The 23424-nt window shown below is 51.3% G+C and carries 18 protein-coding genes, 4 tRNA genes and 3 rRNA genes; 14 read left to right on the forward strand and 11 right to left on the reverse strand.

The window, feature by feature from the left end:
* Positions 1-7: 7 nt before the first annotated feature.
* From BZG23_RS00005 to BZG23_RS00035, 7 genes are all read left to right on the forward strand, one after another.
* Positions 8-1414: ribosomal RNA gene (locus tag BZG23_RS00005) — 16S ribosomal RNA — on the forward strand.
* Between the two features lie 49 nt (positions 1415-1463).
* Positions 1464-1540: transfer RNA gene (locus tag BZG23_RS00010), tRNA-Ile, on the forward strand.
* A gap of 107 nt (positions 1541-1647) precedes the next feature.
* Positions 1648-1723, forward strand: a tRNA-Ala gene (locus tag BZG23_RS00015).
* Between the two features lie 146 nt (positions 1724-1869).
* Positions 1870-4759: ribosomal RNA gene (locus tag BZG23_RS00020) — 23S ribosomal RNA — on the forward strand.
* Positions 4760-4874: 115 nt separating this feature from the next.
* Positions 4875-4990, forward strand: a 5S ribosomal RNA gene (rrf, locus tag BZG23_RS00025).
* The 16S, 23S and 5S rRNA genes sit together here with 4 tRNA genes alongside, the layout of an rRNA operon.
* A 59-nt stretch (positions 4991-5049) precedes the next feature.
* Positions 5050-5126: transfer RNA gene (locus tag BZG23_RS00030), tRNA-Asp, on the forward strand.
* A gap of 8 nt (positions 5127-5134) precedes the next feature.
* Positions 5135-5211 (forward strand) — tRNA-Trp (locus BZG23_RS00035).
* A gap of 215 nt (positions 5212-5426) precedes the next feature.
* Here BZG23_RS00035 and BZG23_RS00040 read toward each other — a convergent pair.
* A complete protein-coding gene (locus BZG23_RS00040) occupies positions 5427-5825 on the reverse strand; it encodes a gamma-glutamylcyclotransferase family protein (RefSeq protein ID WP_077605797.1) in 399 nt (132 codons plus the stop codon).
* A 184-nt stretch (positions 5826-6009) separates the two neighbouring features.
* Here BZG23_RS00040 and BZG23_RS00045 point away from each other — a divergent pair, with 184 nt between their 5' ends.
* Positions 6010-6852, forward strand: a complete 843-nt coding sequence (locus BZG23_RS00045; protein WP_046073781.1) for an endonuclease/exonuclease/phosphatase family protein — start codon at positions 6010-6012, stop codon at positions 6850-6852.
* Between the two features lie 33 nt (positions 6853-6885).
* On the opposite strand, the gene BZG23_RS00050 is transcribed toward BZG23_RS00045, so the two are convergent.
* The 3 genes from BZG23_RS00050 to gloB form a co-directional block, all read right to left on the reverse strand.
* A complete protein-coding gene (locus BZG23_RS00050; protein ID WP_338013040.1) occupies positions 6886-7575 on the reverse strand; it encodes a YIP1 family protein in 690 nt (229 codons plus the stop codon).
* The gene (locus tag BZG23_RS00055) at positions 7572-9149 is read right to left on the reverse strand and encodes a LysM peptidoglycan-binding domain-containing protein (RefSeq protein WP_077605798.1); all 1578 of its coding nucleotides are present in this window, start codon (positions 9147-9149) and stop codon (positions 7572-7574) included. The genes BZG23_RS00050 and BZG23_RS00055 overlap by 4 nt, the downstream gene beginning before the upstream one ends.
* Before the next feature lie 70 nt (positions 9150-9219).
* Positions 9220-9978: a hydroxyacylglutathione hydrolase gene (gene gloB / locus BZG23_RS00060; RefSeq protein WP_046073779.1), complete on the reverse strand. Its 759-nt coding sequence runs from the start codon at positions 9976-9978 to the stop codon at positions 9220-9222.
* Positions 9979-10011: 33 nt separating this feature from the next.
* Between gloB and BZG23_RS00065 the strand changes: the two genes are divergently transcribed.
* Entirely contained in the window at positions 10012-10737 is a 726-nt protein-coding gene (locus BZG23_RS00065) for a methyltransferase domain-containing protein (RefSeq protein ID WP_046073778.1), read from the forward strand.
* 8 nt (positions 10738-10745) lie between these two features.
* Here the strand turns inward: BZG23_RS00065 and rnhA are convergent, their stop codons facing one another.
* Complete coding sequence (gene rnhA / locus BZG23_RS00070; RefSeq protein WP_077578630.1) at positions 10746-11213, reverse strand: ribonuclease HI; 468 nt, start codon at positions 11211-11213, stop codon at positions 10746-10748.
* 51 nt (positions 11214-11264) lie between these two features.
* On the opposite strand from rnhA, the gene dnaQ reads away from it, so the two are divergent.
* Together dnaQ and BZG23_RS00080 are read left to right on the forward strand one after the other, a co-directional pair.
* Positions 11265-11987, forward strand: coding sequence for a DNA polymerase III subunit epsilon (gene dnaQ / locus BZG23_RS00075; protein ID WP_046073776.1), 723 nt, complete (start codon positions 11265-11267; stop codon positions 11985-11987).
* A gap of 8 nt (positions 11988-11995) precedes the next feature.
* Positions 11996-13300, forward strand: a complete 1305-nt coding sequence (locus BZG23_RS00080) for a TIGR03503 family protein (RefSeq protein ID WP_077605799.1) — start codon at positions 11996-11998, stop codon at positions 13298-13300.
* Positions 13301-13394: 94 nt separating this feature from the next.
* On the opposite strand, the gene fadE is transcribed toward BZG23_RS00080, so the two are convergent.
* Positions 13395-15839: an acyl-CoA dehydrogenase FadE gene (fadE, locus tag BZG23_RS00085; protein WP_077578628.1), complete on the reverse strand. Its 2445-nt coding sequence runs from the start codon at positions 15837-15839 to the stop codon at positions 13395-13397.
* Between the two features lie 310 nt (positions 15840-16149).
* Here fadE and lpcA point away from each other — a divergent pair, with 310 nt between their 5' ends.
* Both lpcA and BZG23_RS00095 read left to right on the forward strand, forming a co-directional pair.
* Positions 16150-16728: a D-sedoheptulose 7-phosphate isomerase gene (lpcA, locus tag BZG23_RS00090; RefSeq protein ID WP_046073773.1), complete on the forward strand. Its 579-nt coding sequence runs from the start codon at positions 16150-16152 to the stop codon at positions 16726-16728.
* 22 nt (positions 16729-16750) lie between these two features.
* Positions 16751-17539, forward strand: a complete 789-nt coding sequence (locus tag BZG23_RS00095) for a class II glutamine amidotransferase (protein ID WP_046073772.1) — start codon at positions 16751-16753, stop codon at positions 17537-17539.
* 54 nt (positions 17540-17593) lie between these two features.
* Here the strand turns inward: BZG23_RS00095 and purN are convergent, their stop codons facing one another.
* Both purN and purM read right to left on the reverse strand, forming a co-directional pair.
* On the reverse strand, positions 17594-18229 hold the full coding sequence (purN, locus tag BZG23_RS00100; RefSeq protein ID WP_077605800.1) for a phosphoribosylglycinamide formyltransferase: 636 nt from the start codon (positions 18227-18229) through the stop codon (positions 17594-17596).
* A complete protein-coding gene (gene purM / locus BZG23_RS00105) occupies positions 18226-19269 on the reverse strand; it encodes a phosphoribosylformylglycinamidine cyclo-ligase (protein ID WP_077605801.1) in 1044 nt (347 codons plus the stop codon). Before purM ends, purN begins: the two co-directional genes overlap by 4 nt.
* 184 nt (positions 19270-19453) lie before the next feature.
* On the opposite strand from purM, the gene upp reads away from it, so the two are divergent.
* Complete coding sequence (upp, locus tag BZG23_RS00110) at positions 19454-20080, forward strand: uracil phosphoribosyltransferase (RefSeq protein ID WP_046073769.1); 627 nt, start codon at positions 19454-19456, stop codon at positions 20078-20080.
* Positions 20081-20221: 141 nt separating this feature from the next.
* Here upp and dxs read toward each other — a convergent pair whose 3' ends face one another.
* From dxs to xseB, 3 genes are read right to left on the reverse strand one after another with little or no spacing between them, the layout of a single operon-like run.
* A complete protein-coding gene (gene dxs / locus BZG23_RS00115; protein WP_077605802.1) occupies positions 20222-22096 on the reverse strand; it encodes a 1-deoxy-D-xylulose-5-phosphate synthase in 1875 nt (624 codons plus the stop codon).
* A 27-nt stretch (positions 22097-22123) separates the two neighbouring features.
* Entirely contained in the window at positions 22124-23023 is a 900-nt protein-coding gene (gene ispA, locus BZG23_RS00120) for a (2E,6E)-farnesyl diphosphate synthase (protein ID WP_046073767.1), read from the reverse strand.
* The gene (gene xseB / locus BZG23_RS00125) at positions 23016-23261 is read right to left on the reverse strand and encodes an exodeoxyribonuclease VII small subunit (RefSeq protein ID WP_046073766.1); all 246 of its coding nucleotides are present in this window, start codon (positions 23259-23261) and stop codon (positions 23016-23018) included. The genes ispA and xseB overlap by 8 nt, the downstream gene beginning before the upstream one ends.
* Positions 23262-23424: the final 163 nt, after the last annotated feature.

Below are 23424 nucleotides of genomic sequence, written 5' to 3' on the forward strand. Positions count from 1 at the left end.
GGTGGATTTACTGGACGTCGAGCGGCGGACGGGTGAGTAACGGCTGGGAACCTGCCCTGACGAGGGGGATGGTGGATTTACTGGACGTCGAGCGGCGGACGGGTGAGTAACGGCTGGGAACCTGCCCTGACGAGGGGGATAACCGTTGGAAACGACGGCTAATACCGCATAATGTCTACGGACCAAAGGTGGCCTCTACATGTAAGCTATCGCGTTGGGATGGGCCCAGTTAGGATTAGCTAGTTGGTAAGGTAATGGCTTACCAAGGCGACGATCCTTAGCTGGTTTGAGAGGATGATCAGCCACACTGGGACTGAGACACGGCCCAGACTCCTACGGGAGGCAGCAGTGGGGAATATTGCACAATGGGGGAGACCCTGATGCAGCCATGCCGCGTGTGTGAAGAAGGCCTTCGGGTTGTAAAGCACTTTCAGCAGTGAGGAAGGTGGTGTACTTAATARGTGCATGGCTTGACGTTAGCTGCAGAAGAAGCACCGGCTAACTCCGTGCCAGCAGCCGCGGTAATACGGAGGGTGCGAGCGTTAATCGGAATTACTGGGCGTAAAGCGCATGCAGGCGGTTTGTTAAGTCAGATGTGAAAGCCCGGGGCTCAACCTCGGAACCGCATTTGAAACTGGCAGGCTAGAGTCTTGTAGAGGGGGGTAGAATTTCAGGTGTAGCGGTGAAATGCGTAGAGATCTGAAGGAATACCAGTGGCGAAGGCGGCCCCCTGGACAAAGACTGACGCTCAGATGCGAAAGCGTGGGTAGCAAACAGGATTAGATACCCTGGTAGTCCACGCCGTAAACGCTGTCTACTTGGAGGTTGAGGTTTAGACTTTGGCTTTCGGCGCTAACGCATTAAGTAGACCGCCTGGGGAGTACGGCCGCAAGGTTAAAACTCAAATGAATTGACGGGGGCCCGCACAAGCGGTGGAGCATGTGGTTTAATTCGATGCAACGCGAAGAACCTTACCTACTCTTGACATCCAGAGAACTTTCCAGAGATGGATTGGTGCCTTCGGGARCTCTGAGACAGGTGCTGCATGGCTGTCGTCAGCTCGTGTTGTGAAATGTTGGGTTAAGTCCCGCAACGAGCGCAACCCTTATCCTTGTTTGCCAGCACGTAAAGGTGGGAACTCCAGGGAGACTGCCGGTGATAAACCGGAGGAAGGTGGGGACGACGTCAAGTCATCATGGCCCTTACGAGTAGGGCTACACACGTGCTACAATGGCAGATACAGAGGGCAGCGAAGCTGCGAAGTGGAGCGAATCCCTTAAAGTTTGTCGTAGTCCGGATTGGAGTCTGCAACTCGACTCCATGAAGTCGGAATCGCTAGTAATCGGGAACCTGGGGCTGGATCACCTCCTTACTGACGCTATTTTTGCGAGTGTTCACACAGATTGTATAGGTTGAAAGTCAAAGAGATACGAATGCCTTAGTGAAAGGCTCGTACCTTAGATGGGTCTGTAGCTCAGGTGGTTAGAGCGCACCCCTGATAAGGGTGAGGTCGGTGGTTCAAGTCCACTCAGACCCACCAATTTCTYCTGATRCTGCGTTAGTGCATTCCTCGTTTAGCGAACTAAACGTCGAAATACACTGCCTTGCCTCAAAAGAAATTGGCACCAGCATCTAAGGAATTATGATGGGGCTATAGCTCAGCTGGGAGAGCGCCTGCCTTGCACGCAGGAGGTCAGCAGTTCGATCCTGCTTAGCTCCACCACTTTTTAAGCGCATTTATGATGATAAGTGTCTTTAAAAAGTGGTTTATCGTATTGATARAMWCACATGCTCTTTAACAATCTGGAAAGCTGACAAGTCATTCTTAAAGAATGACAGTAAAGTTCTCAATCAGTGACATGTAATGTCACTCACACAATCAAGTGTGCTTGGGCTTTGTCTTATTTGATAAGCAAAGTCTCTATTTTGAGTCCGGCAAAAACAAAACCTTAGTTGTTTTCATGCAAGACCTTTTGGGGTTGTATGGTTAAGTGACTAGGTATCTTAGYGTGAATACATAGCGCTAAGAGGCGAACTCGGGGAACTGAAACATCTAAGTACCCGAAGGAAAAGAAATCAATTGAGATTCCGGCAGTAGCGGCGAGCGAACCCGGAGCAGCCCTTAAGCGGCTTAGGCGTTAGGTGAACAGGTTGGAAAACCTGGCAATAAAGGGTGATAGCCCCGTAACCGACGGCGCCTTAGSCGTGAAAWCGAGTAGGACGGGACACGTGATATCTTGTCTGAACATGGGGGGACCATCCTCCAAGGCTAAATACTCCTGACTGACCGATAGTGAACCAGTACCGTGAGGGAAAGGCGAAAAGAACCCCTGTGAGGGGAGTGAAATAGAACCTGAAACCGTCTACGTACAAGCAGTGGGAGCCTCCTTGTGGGGTGACCGCGTACCTTTTGTATAATGGGTCAGCGACTTAATGTTAGTAGCAAGGTTAACCGCATAGGGGAGCCGTAGGGAAACCGAGTCTTAACTGGGCGWRYAGTTGCTAGCATTAGACCCGAAACCGAGTGATCTAGCCATGGGCAGGTTGAAGGTTGAGTAACATCAACTGGAGGACCGAACTCACTAAAGGACCGAACTCACTAACGTTGAAAAGTTAGGAGATGACCTGTGGCTAGGGGTGAAAGGCCAATCAAACTCGGAGATAGCTGGTTCTCCCCGAAAGCTATTTAGGTAGCGCCTCGGACGAATACTACTGGGGGTAGAGCACTGTTAAGGCTAGGGGGTCATCCCGACTTACCAACCCTTTGCAAACTCCGAATACCAGTAAGTACTATCCGGGAGACACACGGCGGGTGCTAACGTCCGTCGTGGAGAGGGAAACAACCCAGACCGCCAGCTAAGGTCCCMAAGTTATCGCTAAGTGGGAAACGATGTGGGAAGGCTCAGACAGCCAGGATGTTGGCTTAGAAGCAGCCATCATTTAAAGAAAGCGTAATAGCTCACTGGTCGAGTCGGCCTGCGCGGAAGATGTAACGGGGCTAAGCGATACACCGAAGCTGCGGCAATGTCCTTATGGATATTGGGTAGGGGAGCGTTGTGTAAGCYGTTGAAGGTGTGCTGAGAGGCATGCTGGAGGTATCACAAGTGCGAATGCTGACATGAGTAACGATAAAGGGGGTGAAAAACCTCCTCGCCGGAAGACCAAGGGTTCCTGTCCAACGTTAATCGGGGCAGGGTAAGTCGGCCCCTAAGGCGAGGCCGAAAGGCGTAGTCGATGGGAAACGGGTTAATATTCCCGTACTGCTGCTTACTGCGATGGGGGGACGGAGAAGGCTAGGTGGGCCTGGCGATGGTTGTCCAGGTTCAAGTGCGTAGGCTGATTTCTTAGGCAAATCCGGGAAATCAAGGCCGAGACACGATGTCGAGCCACCAAGGTGGTGAAGTCATTGATGCCATGCTTCCGGGAAAAGCCTCTAAGCTTCAGGTAAGTAGCAACCGTACTCCAAACCGACACAGGTGGTCGGGTAGAGAATACCAAGGCGCTTGAGAGAACTCGGGTGAAGGAACTAGGCAAAATGGTACCGTAACTTCGGGAGAAGGTACGCTGCCCGCGGTGAAGTCCCTTGCGGATGGAGCTATGGGCAGTCGCAGATACCAGGTGGCTGCAACTGTTTATTAAAAACACAGCACTGTGCAAAATCGAAAGATGACGTATACGGTGTGACGCCTGCCCGGTGCCGGAAGGTTAATTGATGTGGTTATCGCAAGAGAAGCCATTGATTGAAGCCCCGGTAAACGGCGGCCGTAACTATAACGGTCCTAAGGTAGCGAAATTCCTTGTCGGGTAAGTTCCGACCTGCACGAATGGCGTAATGATGGCCACGCTGTCTCCACCCGAGACTCAGTGAAATTGAAATCGCAGTGAAGATGCTGTGTACCCGCGGCTAGACGGAAAGACCCCGTGAACCTTTACTACAGCTTGGCACTGAACATTGAGCCTACATGTGTAGGATAGGTGGGAGGCTTTGAAGCGGCGACGCCAGTTGCTGTGGAGCCATCCTTGAAATACCACCCTTGTATGTTTGATGTTCTAACTTAGCCCCSTTATCSGGGGTGAGGACAGTGCCTGGTGGGTAGTTTGACTGGGGCGGTCTCCTCCCAAAGYGTAACGGAGGAGCACGAAGGTGGGCTAATCACGGTCGGACATCGTGAGGTTAGTGCAATGGCATAAGCCCGCTTAACTGCGAGAGTGACGGCTCGAGCAGGTACGAAAGTAGGTCATAGTGATCCGGTGGTTCTGAATGGAAGGGCCATCGCTCAACGGATAAAAGGTACTCCGGGGATAACAGGCTGATACCGCCCAAGAGTTCATATCGACGGCGGTGTTTGGCACCTCGATGTCGGCTCATCACATCCTGGGGCTGAAGTCGGTCCCAAGGGTATGGCTGTTCGCCATTTAAAGTGGTACGCGAGCTGGGTTTAGAACGTCGTGAGACAGTTCGGTCCCTATCTGCCGTGGGCGTTGGATGATTGAGGGGAGCTGCTCCTAGTACGAGAGGACCGGAGTGGACGAACCGCTGGTGTTCGGGTTGTGTCGCCAGACGCATTGCCCGGTAGCTAAGTTCGGCACAGATAAGCGCTGAAAGCATCTAAGCGCGAAGCTGGCCCCGAGATGAGTCATCCCTAGAGCTTCGAGCTCTCTAAAGGGTTGTYSTAGACTASRACGTTGATAGGCAGGGTGTGTAAGCGCTGTGAGGCGTTGAGCTAACCTGTACTAATTGCCCGTGAGGCTTAACCATACAACACCCAAGAGGTTTTGGGTTGGACTYGAAWWAAGCCAGTTGATTGTGGCGAGAACGAACAGCTTTCTAGATTACGTGTTTTGACTGAAAAGTGAAGACACACCCAATTTTGCTTGGCGACCATAGCGCTTTGGACCCACCTGACTCCATGCCGAACTCAGTAGTGAAACGAAGCAGCGCCGATGGTAGTGTGGGGTCTCCCCATGTGAGAGTAGGACATCGCCARGCTTTGAWTACAATTGATTAAAGCCAAGAGATATAAGTCTTTAGTCATWCAGAATTGGTGCGGAGTGGTAGTTCAGTTGGTTAGAATACCGGCCTGTCACGCCGGGGGTCGCGGGTTCGAGTCCCGTCCACTCCGCCACTATTTATAGGGGTATAGCTCCAATTGGCAGAGCAGCGGATTCCAAATCCGCGTGTTGGGGGTTCGAATCCCTCTACCCCTGCCACTTGAAAAGCACTGACATCCGTCAGTGCTTTTTTTTATTTCAATCTTACCGATAGACTAACTTATGGATGGTTTTTGGTGTGACACCGAAGTCTGCGTGTTGGGGGCTGGGGCGCCAGTCCGCTGGGTCGCCAGTCCGATCGAATCCCTCTACTCCTGCCACTCGAAAAGCACTGACATCCGTCAGTGCTTTTTTTGATCTATTCAACAAGTCTTCTAATAGTTTTTGGCCACAAATTGGCTTGGGCCTATTGCATCGGGCTGGTGACTGAAACAAAGCTCATAGGCAAATGCCGTGGTATGCATTGGCTCTGTTCGGCTCTCACTGTGATATTCGACTTCCACAATCACTCTCTGATACCCCGACCCCTCAAATGCATCAAGTTTAGGTAGAAAATGGGATAAGTCCTCTGCTTTTAAAAGCCAACCCTCAACGCGATCATTGACAGAATCGCTGAGCTCAATGCCGGGATAACCTGAGGCCGATCCCCAACCACGGTCGGTGCGTATTGCTTGTATACTCGCAGGGAACCACTGACCATGGACTTCCGCGAGCACATGGTGATTTGTGCCTTCTGGACACAGGGTTCCGTATACGAAGAGGTTGTTAAGCATAGGCGTCGCTCCATGAATGCACTTTGTTATTATTTCTTTTCTATCCTATCTCTGAGTTGAAGCAAGCAGCAAGTAATAAGTCAGTGCAACCACTTGTATTTCAGCCTTCATGATCGCAAAATCGGCGCCCATTCTAGTAACAACCTATACTCACACTGGCAAGCGTTATGGTGGTGATCAAGCAATGAAAAAACGTATTGGCAAGGTAGTGGCATGGGGCAGTGCTATTTTTGTCCCTGCTGCGGTGATTGGTGTCAATGGCTACTTCACCGTGCCTGACAGCACCCAGCTCCATACAGTGTCTGGTATACATCGCCAGTGCGTTGATTACACACATTCTTCGCCGCTTGACGAACAAGGCCGTTTTTCTTTGTTGGTGTGGAATATCTATAAACAGCAGCGCCCTCAGTGGGACACGGCGTTAAACCAGTATCATCAACCTCACCGTTTGATGTTGTTGCAAGAGGCAAGCTTTGGTCCACAATTGGCGCGTTGGATCACGCAAGCATCATTGCACTATGACCAAGCTTATGCGTTTGCGATGCAAGATGCTGTTGCAGGGGTGATGAACCTTTCCAAAGTGAACCCTTTGCACAGTTGTGCGTATACTGCGGTCGAGCCTTACCTGCGCCTTCCTAAAAGTGCTTTGTATAGTGAGTACCAGCTCTCCAATGGACAGCGCCTTGCGGTGGTGAATATTCATAGCATTAACTTTACTTATGCAATGGCCGCTTATAAGAAACAGTTGGCGGCATTGGAGCAAGCTTTGGCGCGTGTCGAAGGGCCTATTATTTTAGCCGGTGATTTTAATACTTGGTCTCAACGGCGGTTAGACGCGGTGAGAGCGATGGTTACGCGCTTGTCATTACAAGAAATGAGTTATCACCCCGATGAGCGAATGACTAAATTTGGGTTGCCGTTGGATCATGTTTTCTACCGTGGGTTATCGGTAGAAAAGGCGAGTGCGATAGATAATGGTGCCTCCGATCACGCAGCGATAGAGGCACAACTGAAAGTGACAGGATAGAGGCAACGAGGGGAGCCCCCTCGCTGAACTTTCCTAGCTTAGTGCTATAACGATGGCCCAACTGGCAAAAACGGCAACCCAAGGCAGGGTAGCGACGACAATCGCTTTGCCATGATTGAGAGGTGTCCAAGTGCCGATAACCGTAATGCTTAATACCCAGTACCACGGGAGCAGTAGTGGTAAGCTTGCTGCCCATGCACTCCATGAGGAGGCGAGCGGCAATTTTAGCAAGCCATTAAGACTATTTAAGTCCGCATGAGCCGGCAAAATAAAACCGGATGATAAAGTCATATTGGTATAGCTTGCTAAATCGCCTACGACGGCGGGCAAAAAGATAAAGCAAGAGGCCGCGAGCCAGTGACGATAGCCAAAGTTAGGGGCTTCTTGTTTGGTGGCTAACCGAAACCACAGTGCCAAGGCAAAAATGACCGCCGCTCGGCCAAACCAATCTCCGAGCACTTCAGAGGCAAGAAGTGTTTCACGTTGTAACCACTTTTCAGCGTCTGCAGGTGGCATCGATAATTGTTGCGCGAGTGCTTGCTGAAGCGTGGCAAGGTTGGTGTGATCAAAATAAGCACTCCAAAATGCAATAGCGCTTAGGCACATAAGCAAATAAGCCAACCAACCCCATACCGGGCGCTGGCTTAATGCAGCAAAGCACGCACTGGGACGAAGGACGATGTCTCTTAAGGCGAACAATGGATTGGCTGAAGCTTGCATCATGAGCCGCTACTCCGAGAAATGTCGATATGCAGTGTTAGCTTTTGACCTGGTTGGATATACGCGTTTTGGCGTAACTGGTTCCATTTAACCAGCTCGGCGACTGATACATTGTAGCGTTGTGCAATACTGCTCAACGAATCACCTTGTCGAATTCGGTAGGTAATCGTGCGGATGCGACGTGCATCCCCCTCTTTATCCCAAACGACCAACTTCTGGCCAATGCTGAGGGTGTCGCGAGGACTCATGCCGTTCCACTTAGCGAGCTGACGATAATCAACGTCATAACGACGGGCGATTGTCCAAAAGCTGTCGCCTTGGCGAACTGTGTGGGTGCGCTTGTGGCCGTCTCGCTCCGCCGCTTGCAATGCTGCGAGGCGCTGTGGTGCGCTTAGCGTATATTGTGATTCATCTTTCAGCGAAACAGGGATCATCAGGCGCTGACCCACGCGAATACGTGAGGAGTGGAGTTGGTTAGCACGTTTTAATACTTTGACGGTGGTGTTGTACTCAGCCGCGATTTCACTCAGGCTATCACCTGACTTCACCGCATAACGTTCCACACGAAGCCCTTGGTTGTCATTTTTAGCCAACTCAGTATTAAAGCGTTCCACATTTTCGTTGGGCAACAATAAGTGGGTGGGGCCTGATGGTGACGTTGCCCAATGGTTATACGCAGGGTTAAGGCTTTGCAGCTCAGAAACACTTAAACCGGCATAGTTAGCCGCGAGAGCGAGATCCATTTGCATCTTAGGATCGACCAAGGTCAGTGCTGGCTGGTTAGGGATCGCAGGGACCTCTAAGCCATATTGATCTTGATGGCGTAGTACATCGCCAAGTGCAATCAGCTTAGGCACATAACTGCTGGTTTCTTTGGGGAGATCCAAATGCCAAAAATCGGTGGGTTGGCCGCGTTGCTTGTTGCGACGAATAGCACGAGCCACGCGTCCCTCGCCGGAGTTATATGCAGCGATAGCGTGTAACCAATTACCATCAAACATGCCATGCAAGTACTCGAGGTAATCGAGCGCTGCATCGGTTGATTGCACCACATCACGTCGGCCGTCGTACCACCAATTTTGTTCCAGGCCAAAACGGCGGCCGGTTGCTGGGACAAATTGCCAAAGGCCAGCAGCCCGGCCATGCGAGTAAGCAAATTGATCAAACGAGCTTTCTACGACTGGAAGCAATGCCAGCTCGAGTGGCATGTTGCGTGCTTCGACTTTCTCTACGATCAGGTGCAAAAATGGCGTGGCGCGCTCAGTTACCGTGGCAAGGTGATTAGGGTACTTTAAGTACCAATTACGATAACGGCGCACCGAGGCGTTATCAGGTACTGGAAGCGAAAGCTGCATACTGATGCGTTGCCACACATCACTCTGTTTTTGCGGGGAAAGTACCGTAGGCGTCGCGGGGGTGGCTTTCTTGGGCGTCTCTGTGGCTTTATCAGGCGAGCGCGTTGTTTTTTTTGCGACAACGGGCGGTGCCTCGGAGGCGATATCCGTATTTTGAGCGTCGCCGATAGACTGACAGCCGCTCAGCAACAGCGTGCTCAATATAATAAAACGGTACTTCATTGCATAAAACCTTCGTCCAAAATAGCCGATGATGATAGGGGCTGGCCTCATTGATGACAAGAGACTCAGCTCAAAATTCGTCCTTCCACTGACGCAGCGCACGGAAAACGGCAAGCTCATCGTCGGCAGTGGTGCGACCTACGACCGCTTGAATGACCGTCGGCTCTTGAGTGCGCAAAAATGGATTAATGCGCTTTTCTCGCTCTATGGTACTGGGGAGCGTTTGCTTTCCTTGGGCGCGTAAGCGGTTCACTTCTTCCCGGTATAGATGTAATGCATCGTTTTCAGGCTCCACAGTCAGCGCAAACGCGACATTGGCGGCGGTATACTCATGGGCACAATACACTTGGGTTTCGATGGGGAGCGATGCCAGTTTTTTCAATGAGTTGAGTGATTGTTCAGCGGTGCCACCGAGTAAACGGCCACAACCGGCTGAAAACAATGCATCGCCACAGAACAGCTTACCATCGCCGACAAATGCAATGTGATCGTCGGTGTGGCCTTCGACACCGACGACCAAAAAGCGATGGTCAAAGACATCAATTTGGTCACCGTCACCAACCGCCATTGAACGTTGAGGTATCGGGTGAACATCTGGGCCGATCACTTTGGCGCTTGGCGCATAGCGTACAAGATCGTCAATGCCATTGGTGTGATCCCAATGGTGGTGTGTGATAAGAATGCACGATAAAGTCAATGAATTCGCTTTGAGGTAGTCAATAACCTGACTTGCCTCACCCGGATCGACCACGGCGCAGCGATTATCTTCACTAATAATGAGCCATATGTAATTATCGTTAAATGCAGGTATGCTTTTTACATGAAGCATTGGGTTCTCCAGCGATAGAATGAGCCTTAATCAATGAAACCAGCGCGCATAGAACATCAGTTTGACTATCCCTATACGTGGGACCAAGTTGCTTACGGTGATTGGGCGCGCACCCAATTGCAAACTCGGCTGGATGAATGGTTGCCGACCTTATTTGGCTACCATTTGCTGAAATTGGGCGGCTTAAGCTGCGAGCTAGTCAGTGAACAGTGTAACATTCAACACCAAGTCTGTGTCGACCAACATAACCCAATGCGCAATGTGACCGCGACACATTATGCCTTGCCATTTATCGAGAAATCTTTTGATGCGTGTGTATTAGCGCACCAACTTGATTATAGCGATGATCCGCACCGTTTATTAAGAGAGGTTGATCGTGTGATGATTGATGACGGTTGCTTGATCATATCGGGTGTTAACCCCGCAAGCTTTTTGGGCGTAAAAAAAGTGCTACGTGGCAGGCATCAACGGCTTCCGTGGGGGGGACGGATGTTTTCACCTCTTCGCGTTAAAGATTGGTTGAGTGTCATGAACTATGAGGTGGTTGAGGCGCACCAGATGGGACTGTGGCCGACTCATCGACCCAGTGCCCGCCATGCTTGGGTAGAGAGTAGCGCCAGTATGGTGACACCTGCGCTTGGGTCCATTTATTTGATCATTGCGCGTAAGCGTAGCTACCCACTAAAACCCATTAAGCCTCGTTGGAAACTCAAGCAAGCGGTCTCACCGCTGGGCGGCGTTGTTCCCAACGGCGGCTAGAAATAGGATTAGTCTGCAGGCTGATAGCCTTCATCGATCTCGGTAGGGTGGTTGGCAGCGTCGCGCGCGAGCTCGTCACAACGCTCATTTTCCGGGTGTCCAGCGTGGCCTTTCACCCAGTTCCAGGTGATTTGGTGCTTAGATGCCGCTTGATCAAGCTGTTGCCATAAATCGGCATTTTTCACCGGTTTCTTATCCGCCGTCTTCCATTGGCGTTTTTTCCAATTATGGATCCATTGGGTGATCCCTTGTCGAACGTACTGGCTGTCTGTAGTGAGAACCACGTTACAGCTTGTATTAAGCGCATTTAAGCCGACAATTGCCGCCATTAGTTCCATGCGATTGTTGGTGGTGAGGGTGAAACCGGCACTCAAGGTTTTTTCATGTTGTTTGTAGCGCATCACCACACCATACCCGCCCGGCCCCGGGTTGCCGAGACAAGAACCGTCTGTGAAAATTTCTACCTGCTTGGTCATCTTTGATACTATTGGCTATTCATCTGAGCCAAGTTTGACACAGTTATTGCCATGAAAGCGAATTACGATCGCCTCGTTGTGCTTGATACCGAAACCACCGGTATGAACCGCGAAGGGGGGCCACATTATCAAGGCCACAATATTATTGAAATCGGTGCGGTTGAGATTATCAATCGTAAGCTGACGGGGCGGCACTTTCATGCCTACATTCAGCCTACACGCGCGATCGATCCTGAGGCGATTTCGGTACACGGTATCACCGATGCCTTTTTGGCCGACAAGCCGCGATACGCGCAAATCCATCAAGCCTTTGTTGATTTTATTCAAGGGGCGGAGCTGATCGCCCATAACGCGCCCTTTGATGTGGGGTTTATGGATTATGAATTCAAAAACCTAGGTGTCTCGCTGCAAACCACTGAGCTTTGCACCATCACAGACACCTTAGCGATGGCGAAGAAAATCTTCCCTGGAAAGCGTAACAACCTTGATGTGTTGTGCGATCGCTACGGTATTGATAACTCTCGGCGAACGCTTCACGGCGCTTTGTTGGATGCGGAGATCCTTGCTGACGTATACCTATTAATGACCGGGGGACAAACTAACTTGTCATTTAATGCGGGTACTGAGACGGATAATGCGAGTCCAATGGCACCAAGAACCGTTAAGCGTCAGAAATCGCTAAAGGTTATTCCCGCATCGGCCGATGAAATGAGTGCGCACGAAGCGCGTTTAGACTTTATTGAGCAAAACGGTAGCTGTCTTTGGCGGCAGTAGGAGAAGGCATGAAGAAGCGATGGTGGGCGGTGTGTGTTTGTTTTCCCTTGTTGGCACACGCTAACGAGCAAGAAATTCGTCTGCTGGAAAATCGCTTCCGTGTTGATCCAACCATTGAACGTGCGGCCTTCGTGATTTATCGAGAAAAGCCAAGCATGCCAGTGGTATTGGTACGCCCGGACGGCACCAAATATTATGCATGGCGCCACCCAGACAAAGTATCCTGGCATCAAGAATCAGACATGGACATCGTGTCGATTACCGACCCCATGCCAGGACCATGGCAAGCGATTGGCCGAGTGAGCCCTGACAACAAAGTCCGTGTTTTAAGTGACTTGCGTATGCAGGTTGAAGACTTACCCAGTCGTCTTTATCAAGGCGAGGCGGTGAAGTTTACCGCACAGCTCATGCTGGGCGATAAGCCCCTTAACTTGCGTGACTTCATTGAGCGTGTCGATTTGACCGTACACTTTACTGAGTTCATCGAAGATCCGGAGTCGCTTAATCCCGATCAGCGGCCACAGCCCAAAGCATTAGGGCAATTTAGTGACGACGGCTCGGGGCTTGATGAAGCACCCAATGACGGCGTTTTCACCGTGTCTTTGCCGATTAACGTCATGCCAGGAAAATACCGCGCACGCGTGACCTCGGGTAACGGTATTTTTTTCCGTACTTTAGAGCAACAAGTCTTAGTTTACCCGACACCGTTAATGGCCACGTTTAAACAAAGCCAAGGAGAGGGCGAACCGCATCAATTGGTTGTTGAGTCCGAGCAGGCCAGTATTGAGCCAGGTAGCGTGTCTGTTCACGCCAAATTCACCGATACCGAAGGAAAAACGACGGTCTACCAAACAACCGCTGAGGAAGAGCAGCAAACGATTACGCTCGATATTCCTTATGCCAGTACACCTGGACAATACAAATGGCGGACAACCTTGTATGCGACGGATCAGTTATCGGGACGACCCTTGGTTTTTCCTCTTCCAGAACAAACCTTTGCGGTTACCGATTACGCGGCGCTGGAAGAAGCCGAAGCAGAGCGTGAAGCGCGTGAAAAAGCCATGATGGAAGCGGCGGAGGCGCGCCGCCAACAACGAGAGCGAGAAGCAGCACGAACCACTTCCCTGTTGATCATTGGATTAGGTAACTTATTGGTGATGCTGATAGGTGCCGCCACTTGGTTTGTCTTGCGAAAACGCAAAGCACGCAAATTGGCTGAAGCGGCGCAAGAGCTGGAAGCCCCTCCACTGGACAGCGACGGCGACGACCAAGCCAGTGAGCTTGACATGGATAGGCCGGATAAAAACGACTAGCACTGTGGTGCGAGTAAGCCCATCTATACGGGCAATAAAAAAGAGAGGGAAGCCCTCTCTTTTTTCGTTACGCCATTGATGCAGGAAAATACGGTTAAGCCGCGTTATGCATCTTGCTCTCCTTGACCGACGCGGCGGGCAGCTCTGACGGGTCAAAGTCATCCACATTGATCGTTTCAAGGCGGCCTTGCTCGGCTTCTCGCAACAGTGCAGCTTCTTGCTCGGTAATCACGCCGGCGCTCAAGCCTTTATCCGCGACTTGGTCGAGGAACATAAACGGCAGCTTCTCACCGATGCCATCACACACTTTTTTATGAATAGGCTCGGCATTCAAAATGTCATGCAGTGCCTTTTCAATATTACCAATTGCATTACCTGGCTCGAAGTACTGACCTCGGCCGAGGCGATCACGCGTTGCACTGGGTGATTGTAAAATGACAGCCAGTTTGCCATCGAGGCGATCGCCAGGCTGACGGCGTCCTTTACCCAGCGGGAATACCAGTACGCGTACCAAGCCAGCAACCACTCGATTCGGGAAGTTAGCGATAAAGCCATCCAGTGCTTGTTCAGCTTGGTACATGGCGTCTTGCATGCCCCAATGCACCAGAGGGAGATCCTCTTTCTGATAGCCTTCATCGGCATAGCGTTTCATGGTGGCTGACGCAAGATAAAGCTGGCTCAGCACATCGCCAAGGCGCGCTGACAAGCGCTCTTTACGCTTGAGGTTGCCGCCTAATACTGCCATAGAGACATCGGCGAGTAGCGCGAGCGCGGCACTGTAGCGATTCATCTGCTGGTAATAACGACGTGTCGCGTCTTTGCGGGGAGCTTTAGACAAACGACCATCGGTAAGACCAAGCCAGAAAGCACGTGCAACATTGCTAAACACAAAGCCAACATGACCAAATAAGGCCTTATCAAACGCTGCGAGGGCGGCTTGCTGATCGCTATTTTCGCTGGCACGAATCTCATCCAACACGAATGGATGGCAACGAATCGCACCTTGACCGAAGATGATCATTGAACGCGTCAGGATGTTAGCGCCTTCCACCGTGATGGCGATCGGCGAACCTTGATAGTTGCGTCCCAGGAAGTTTTTTGGTCCCAGGCAGATGCCTTTACCGCCTACCACATCCATCGCATCAATCACACCTTGTTGACTGCGGTGGGTACAGTGATATTTAACGATGGCAGAAATGACCGAGGGCTTCTCGCCGATATCGATACCCGTCACCGTCAGCGCGCTGGCGGCATCCATCACGTAGGCGTTGCCAGCAATACGCGCGAGAGGCTCTTCAATCCCTTCCATTTTACCAATGGGGAGTTTGAACTGACGGCGAATGCGTGCGTAAGCCCCTGTTGCTAGGGCGGCTGACTTTAGTCCTCCCGTGGTATTGGAGGGTAGGGTAATGCCGCGACCAATTGACAGGCATTCCATCAGCATACGCCAGCCTTGGCCTGCCATTTTCTGGCCACCAATAATAAAGTCCATCGGTACGAAGACGTCGTTGCCTTGAGTTGGACCGTTTTGGAAAGGCACGTTAAGCGGGAAATGGCGACGGCCAATTTCAACCCCTTCGAGGTCTGTTGGGATCAACGCACAGGTAATACCAAGTTCATCCTGATCGCCTAACAGGTGTTCAGGATCGCGTAGCTTAAACGCCAGACCCAACACAGTGGCAACCGGGGCGAGGGTAATATAACGTTTGTTCCAGGTGATTTTCATCCCCAGCACTTCTTCACCTTGCCACATACCTTTGGTGACCACACCATAATCAGGAATCGAGCCTGCATCAGAGCCTGCCTCTGGGCTGGTCAACGCAAAACAAGGGATTTCTTTACCTTGGGCCAAACGAGGGAGGTAATGGTCTTTTTGCTCTGTGGTGCCGTAATGCTGGAGCAATTCACCTGGGCCTAGTGAGTTAGGGACCCCCACGGTGGATGACAGCACACCAGAGACGCCTGACAGTTTTTGCAGCACCAAGGATTGTGCGTAGGCAGAAAATTCCAAGCCACCATATTGCTTTTTGATGATCATGGCGAAGAATTTGTTGTCTTTCAAATATTGCCAAACATCCTCGGGCAGGTCAGCGAGTTCATGCGTGACTTGGTAGTCATCGACCATGCGGCAGACTTCGTTGACCGGTCCATCTAAAAATGCTTGCTCTTCCGCACTCAGCGTCGGGGCGGGAATGTCATGCAGTTTGTTCCAATCCGGCGCGCCGCGGAATAGGTCGGCTTCCCACCAGACTGTTCCCGCATCAATCGCTTCTTTTTCCGTCGCTGACATTTCTGGCATCACGGATTTAAATGCTTTGAAAGCGGGCTTGCTGAGCCAGTTGCGACGAAACGTCACGATATTGAGGGGCAACGCGATCACGGCAAAGATCAACCAAGTGATCTCCCCGACGCTGCCCATGATTGTCCCTACAACTAGTCCGGCTGCGAGCACGGCAGTCGATACCAGCAGCTTAGCACGATGGTATGCGAGTACACCGGCCAGTATTAGCATGGCGGCGATATATAACCCTGTTGCCATCACGTCATCTCCTTAGGTTTTGGTTAGCCCTTACTGTCGTGGTAAGAGGTCGTACCACTCAATGTAAGCAAATAATTAACGAATTGTAAAATGATACGGTGTGACCTAGCTTGCAAGGTGAGAAAATCACCACTTGAGGATGAGGACAACTGGCAAGATAGGTTGCCATTCAAGCAAACGTGACCTGGCTCGCTTGTCGGAAGGGCGCGGCAGTCGACAGCCGTAAAACGATGCGGGTACACTGGCAGTCATGTGACGTTATGCCTGTCAGGCGAGAACGTCAGATATTTGTTAACAGTGGGAAGGTGCCATGTACCAAGATATTATTCGCGGTGAGCTGACAGAAGCTGCCGATGTGTTAACAGCGTTTTTAAGTGATGACAATAACATTCAGCAAATCGAGAAAGCCGCGAAACTGTTGGCCGATAGTTTTAAGGCCAGTGGCAAGGTGCTCTCTTGTGGCAATGGCGGCTCGCATTGTGATGCCATGCATTTTGCTGAAGAATTGACCGGGCGCTACCGAGAAAACCGTCCTGGTTATCCCGCGATTGCCATTTCAGATCCAAGCCATATTTCGTGCGTGTCGAATGACTTTGGCTACGAGTATGTTTTCTCGCGTTATCTTGAGGCGGTGGGCATGAAAGGCGACGTGTTGTTTGGGCTATCTACATCGGGCAATTCGGGGAATATCCTCAATGCCATTGATGTCGCCAAACAAAAAGGCATGAAGACCATTATGCTTACGGGAAAAGACGGCGGCAAAATGGCAGGTCTCGCTGATATTGAAATCCGTGTGCCTCACTTTGGTTATGCGGATCGTATTCAGGAAGTCCATATCAAAATTATCCATATTCTTATCCAGCTAGTGGAAAAGGAAATGGCAGCGTAACCCCTCGGAGGTAGATGAAAGAATGTGCGAGCTGCTTGGCATGAGTGCCAACGTCCCAACCGATATTTGTTTTAGCTTTACTGGCTTGATTCAGCGCGGCGGTAAAACGGGCCCGCATCGCGATGGCTGGGGGATCACCTTTTATGAAGGCAAAGGGTTTCGCACCTTTAAAGATCCGGCACCCAGTAGCCAATCCAAGGTCGCAGAGCTGGTCACCAGTTATCCGATAAAAAGCTGTGCGGTGGTTAGCCATATTCGCCAAGCAAATCGAGGTGGGATCAGCTTAGAAAACACACATCCTTTCACTCGTGAGATCTGGGGGCGTTATTGGACGTTTGCTCACAATGGGCAGTTATCTGGGTTTGAGAGCCTGGATACTGGCCACTTTAAGCCTGTCGGGGAAACAGACAGTGAGAAAGCGTTTTGTTGGTTATTGAATGAGTTGTTTAAGCACTATCCGCAACAGCCAGACAATATGTGTGAGGTGTTTGACTTTATCGCTTCACGCTGTGATCGCCTGCGCGCGTTGGGTGTTTACAACATGCTGTTTAGCGATGGCGACTATGTCATGGCGTATTGTACCAATAATCTCCATTGGATCACGCGTCGCGCTCCGTTTGGAAAAGCTAGCCTGATCGACCAAGAGATGACGGTCGATTTTCATGAGCAAACCACGCCTAACGATGTGGTGACCGTGATTGCCACGCAACCCCTTACCAACAACGAGCGCTGGCATAAAATGGCTGAAGGGGAATATTGTGTGTTTCACTTTGGCGAGGTGTATTGCGCCAATCACACATCGGTATCTTAGCGAATAAAAAAGGCGCTAATGCGCCTTATTTTATGTTGTCAGGGTCTATACGAGCTACGCGTCTGCGGCATAGCCGGCGTGGCCGAGTGCCTGACCATCAAGCCAAGCGTGATCTTCCATCATCTTCAGGCGGCCATCGACAAACCACTTGACCACCAGTGGGTAGATCCTGTGCTCTTGTTGTTGGACGCGCGCGGCGACAGACTCTGCGTCGTCGTCCTCAAAAATAGGTACACGAGCTTGGAGTATCACGGGGCCACCGTCGAGCTCTTCAGTGACAAAATGCACCGATGTACCATGCTCGGTATCGCCAGCATCAATCGCACGCTGGTGGGTATGCAGTCCTGTGTACTTGGGGAGCAGGGAGGGGTGAATGTTGAGCATTCGCCCCGCATAGTGGGCAACGAAACCTGGGGTTAAAATACGCATAAAACCCGCCAGTACGACGAGGTCGGGCTGATAGGCATCTAGCGCTCGAATAAGCGCCGCATCATACTCTTCCCGGCTAGCATAATCGGTGTTGGCAACCACTTGAGCCGGTATCCCCGCGTGCTTGGCACGCGTGAGCCCATAGGCGTCAGCTTTATTGGCAATCACGGCGACAATGTTCGCGTGCTGCGCGTGAATGTTATCAATCAATGCTTGCAAATTGGAACCGCTGCCGGAAATCAAGACGACAATGCGCTTCATGCTTTCAGCTCCACCTGTGCGTCGTCGCCCGTCGCGTGAGCAATATGGCCCAGTTGCCAGGCGGTTTCGCCCGCTTGATTTAACAGGGTAATCGCTTTGTCAGCTTCAGCCTGAGGGAGTGCAATCACAAGTCCCACACCACAGTTAAAGGTGCGTAGCATTTCATAGTCACTGACGTTGCCTTTTTCTTGCAACCAGTTAAATACAGGCGGCCATTGCCAACTGGTGTTGTCGATCACCGCCTTGGTTCCAGCGGGCAATACGCGGGGGATGTTCTCCCAAAAGCCGCCACCTGTGATATGAGAAATCGCATGGATGGGCATTTGCTCAAGCAGGGCTAATACCGATTTGACGTAAATGCGGGTCGGGGCTAGCAAGTGATCGATGAGTGGTTGGCCTTCTAGGTCGTCACTCAGGTTTGCTTGACTGACTTCGAGGATCTTTCGGATCAGCGAGTAGCCGTTTGAATGCGGGCCACTAGACGCAAGGCCAATCAAGGCGTCGCCATCGCTGACTTGGCTCCCATCAATGATGGCAGACTTCTCGGCAACACCGACACAAAAACCAGCCACATCGTAATCATCGCCGCTGTACATGCCAGGCATTTCCGCGGTCTCGCCGCCGATAAGGGCGCAACCTGCTTGCTGACAGCCTTGGGCGATACCCGTCACAACGTCCGCCGCGACGTCAACATCCAACTTGCCTGTTGCATAGTAGTCGAGGAAAAAGAGAGGCTCAGCACCTTGCACGATCAGATCGTTAACGCACATTGCAACCAGATCGATGCCGATAGTATCGTGTTTATTCGCATCCAGCGCTAAGCGCAGCTTGGTACCTACGCCGTCTGTACCAGAGACCAATACCGGTTCTTTGTATTTGGTTGGCAATGAACAAAGCGCGCCAAAGCCTCCTAGGCCTCCCATGACTTCGGGCCGGTGCGTTTGTTTTACTACCCCTTTAATGCGGTCGACTAGTGCGTTACCAGCGTCAATATCGACACCAGCGTCCTTATAGCTAAGAGATGATTGTTTACCGCTCACTGCAATTCCTCGCCGGAGTTGGAAGTCAAAAGTCGGCGCTATTCTATCAGTGGATTTAGAGAAAGGAAAACGTTTGCGTAGGCTGTTTGGCGAGAATCTGGGCGATATGTCAAGCCCTAAGCCTACGCTAGCAAAAACCTTTCATGTATACTACCGAGAATTTGTTTTTTGTAAGGAGTCTAAGATGAAGGTCGTGGAAGTAAGGCACCCGTTAGTCAAACATAAAATCGGCTTGATGCGCGAGCGAGATATTAGCACCAAACGGTTTCGCGAGCTTGCGACCGAAGTGGGCAGTCTGCTGACTTATGAAGCGACGTCTGACTTCGATACAGAAACAGTAACGATTGATGGCTGGGATGGCCCAGTTAATGTCGATCAAATCAAAGGCAAAAAAGTCACCGTGGTGCCTATTTTGCGTGCAGGCTTGGGCATGATGGATGGGGTGCTTGAGCATGTCCCAGGTGCGCGCATCAGTGTCGTCGGTGTGTATCGCGATGAAGAAACCCTAGAGCCTGTCCCTTACTTTCATAAACTAGCCAGTAATATCGACGAGCGCATGGCCTTGGTTGTGGATCCGATGTTGGCCACGGGGGGGTCGATGATTGCGACTATCGACTTGCTCAAAGAGCAGGGCTGTCAGCAGATCAAAGTCTTGGTATTGGTCTCTGCCCCAGAAGGGATTGAGGCATTGAAAAAAGCGCATCCTGATATTGAGCTTTATACGGCGGCTATCGATGAAAAGCTGGATGACAAAGGGTACATTGTACCTGGGCTTGGTGATGCCGGTGATAAGATTTTTGGTACCAAGTAAGCGTGCGTGAGCGGGCTAAGCCACTGCGTCAATGTCCGCTGAAGCATAAAAAAACCCGCTCATTGGTAGCGGGTTTTTTCATACCAGAAGATAGCGCCTGACTCGTGGTGCAAAAACGACGCCTCTACGCAGTCAACGCCCCTATTCAGCCAACGTGGCCAAGTAACGCTGAATTTGAGCCTTAATGCCGGGGCCATCGAGCTCAAGCTCGGCGTGCACTTCTTGTTGGGTGCCTTGAGAGATAAAGCGATCGGGTAAACCGATTTGCCGTACAGGCTTGATAACCCCATGGCGCATCATCGCTTCAATCACCCCGGAGCCTGCACCACCTGCGATCGCATTTTCTTCCACGGTGACCAGGCAGTCATGCGTCTTGGCCATGTCGAGTAGCAGCGCTTCATCTAAAGGTTTGGCAAAGCGCATATCAACCAAGGTGGCATCCAGCTCGTCTGCTGCTTCCTGAGCATGCGGCAATAAAGTACCAAAGTTGAGGATGGCTAACCGTGTTCCCCGACGTTTGATCACGCCTTTGCCAATCGGCATCGCTTGCATCTTCTGTTCAATCTCTGCACCGATACCACTGCCGCGAGGATAGCGCACCGCCGCTGGCCCATTATGAATATGGCCGGTATACAGCATTTGGCGACACTCGTTTTCATCACTTGGCGTCATCACCACCAAGTTGGGGACACAGCGTAAATAGCTTAAATCAAAAGCGCCTTGGTGGGTTTGGCCATCTGCGCCAACAATCCCGCCACGGTCAATGGCAAACAGCACGGGTAAATTCATGATCGCGACATCGTGAATGACTTGATCATAGGCGCGCTGTAGGAAGGTCGAATAAATGGCCACCACAGGGTGGTAGGTACCGATTGCCATGCCTGCAGCCAGCGTCACTGAGTGCTGCTCAGCAATGGCGACATCAAAATATTTGTCTGGGTGCGTTTTAGAAAACCGCACCATGCCGGAGCCTTCGCGCATGGCTGGCGTAATCGCGAGTAGCTTGTCATCTTGCGCCGCCATATCACATAGCCAGTCGCCGAACACATTAGAAAACGTTGGGCTCGCTGGCTTGGATTTAGGCAGCGTGTGTACACTGGGGTCAAACTTAGGCACGGCATGGTACCCAATCGGATCTTTTTCCGCCGGCTCGTACCCTTTGCCTTTTTTGGTCATGACGTGCAAAAACTGCGGCCCTTTTAAATGGCGCATGTTTTTGAGGGTTTTGACTAACTCTTCGACATCGTGGCCATCAATTGGGCCAATGTAGTTAAAGCCCAGCTCTTCAAACATGGTGCCTGGGACAACCATGCCTTTAAGGTGCTCTTCCGCGCGGCGCACTAACTCTTTAATTGGTGGCGCGCCCGACAATACTTTCTTACCGCCTTCACGAATACTGGTGTAGACATTGCCAGAGAGGAGTTGGGCAAAATGATTATTCAGCGCGCCGACGTTTTCAGAAATGGACATCTCGTTGTCGTTGAGTACCACGAGCATATCGGGTTTGATATCACCGGCATGGTTCATGGCTTCAAATGCCATCCCAGCGGTGATTGCGCCATCGCCTATCACACTGACTACACGTCGATTCTGCCCCTCTTTTTGCGCACTAATGGCCATACCGAGCGCGGCGCTGATGGACGTTGAGGAATGACCAACCGACAGCACATCGTAGGGGCTTTCTCCGCGCCACGGAAAGGGGTGCAAACCGTCTTTTTTCCGGATAGTTTGCATGCGCTCACGTCGTCCAGTCAGGATCTTGTGCGGATAGGCTTGGTGCCCTACGTCCCAAACGAGGTGATCGAAGGGCGTGTTATACACATAGTGCAGCGCCACAGTCAGCTCCACGGTACCTAGCCCAGAGGCAAAGTGGCCACTTGAGTGACTGACCGTGTTGAGTAAATAGGTACGTAACTCTTCACAAAGCTGCGGCAGGTGACCGCGTGGTAAGGTACGCAACTCTTCCGGCGTATCAGCAAGAGCGAGAGTGGGGTATTTTGATATATCCAGTGTCATAATGGTTCGGCGCTTTTATTAATCATGCTAGTTGTTGCGCTCGATGATATATCGGGCAAAAACTTCCAATTGTTCGGTATTGTAGGGGATTGCCTCCAAGGCGTGTAGTGCCTCTCGGTAAAGTTGTTCGGCTTTTTCTTGTGCACCGGCCAGCCCCAGCAATGCCGGGTAGGTACTTTTATCTGCGTTTACGTCTGACCCTTGTGGCTTACCCAGTGTTTGGGTATCGCTGGTAATGTCCAAAATGTCGTCTTGAACTTGAAACGCGAGACCGATGGCGTCAGCAAAGCGATCAAGCGCACTTAAATGGCGCACGCCGGACTCGCCAGCGGCATAAGCGCCGAGCCTCACCGCCCCTTTGATCAATGCACCGGTTTTATTGTGGTGAATGCGTTTGAGTGCTTCAAGATCAACAGCACGTCCCTCCGCGGCTAAATCCAATGATTGTCCTAGGCACATACCCGCCGCACCGCTGGCCGTAGCCAAGGTTTTCACCATATGTATACGGTAAGGTTCGGCCGCTGGATTGAGTTCGCCTTCAGCCAGCACGGTAAAGGCCAGTGTTTGTAACGCGTCACCGGCCAAAATCGCGGTCGCTTCATCAAAGGCGACATGACAGGTTGGCTGCCCGCGTCGCAAGCTGTCGTTATCCATGGCAGGCAAATCATCATGAATCAACGAGTAGGCGTGAATACACTCCACGGCGACAGCCGGTGTATCAATTTGCGCAAGTGGCACACCAAACAACTGCCCTGTGGCATAGGTTAGAAAGGGGCGAATACGTTTACCACCCAAGAGCAAACCGTGGCGCATTGCCTGGATAAGCGGTTGATCTTGAGAGGATAAGGTATCAAGCCACGCTTCGAGTTGTTGATTACTTCGGGTTTGCGTTTCGCGCAGCGCATCGTGTACAACAGTGTTAATCATCGTCTTGAGGAGAAAACTCAGTCAGTGGCCCATCATCTTCTTGCGAAAGCAAGATCTCGACGCGTTGCTCTGCGTCTGCAAGGGTTTTTTGTCCTTGACGCGTGAGTGCAATGCCGCGTTCAAAACGTTTCATCGCGGTATCGAGGGGGAGTTCGCCGGACTCTAGCGCACCGACAATGCTATCTAACTCTTTGAGCGTGTCCTCAAAGGTCATATTTTCTGGTTTCTTCACAGCCATGATGCCATAAAATTAGAAAAGAGAGGCTAGACGGTAACTCAGTGGTTAAGGGCGGTCAAACCACTCGGCGTGTTTTTGTGTGCTTGGCGCCACCGTAGTAAAAGGCATGTTATCCTTGTTGGTGTCGGCGTATTTACGCTAAACCTATAGGGTTGGTTGCCGA

This window comes from Salinivibrio sp. ML290 (genome assembly GCF_001995695.1).
Taxonomy (GTDB): domain Bacteria; phylum Pseudomonadota; class Gammaproteobacteria; order Enterobacterales; family Vibrionaceae; genus Salinivibrio; species Salinivibrio siamensis.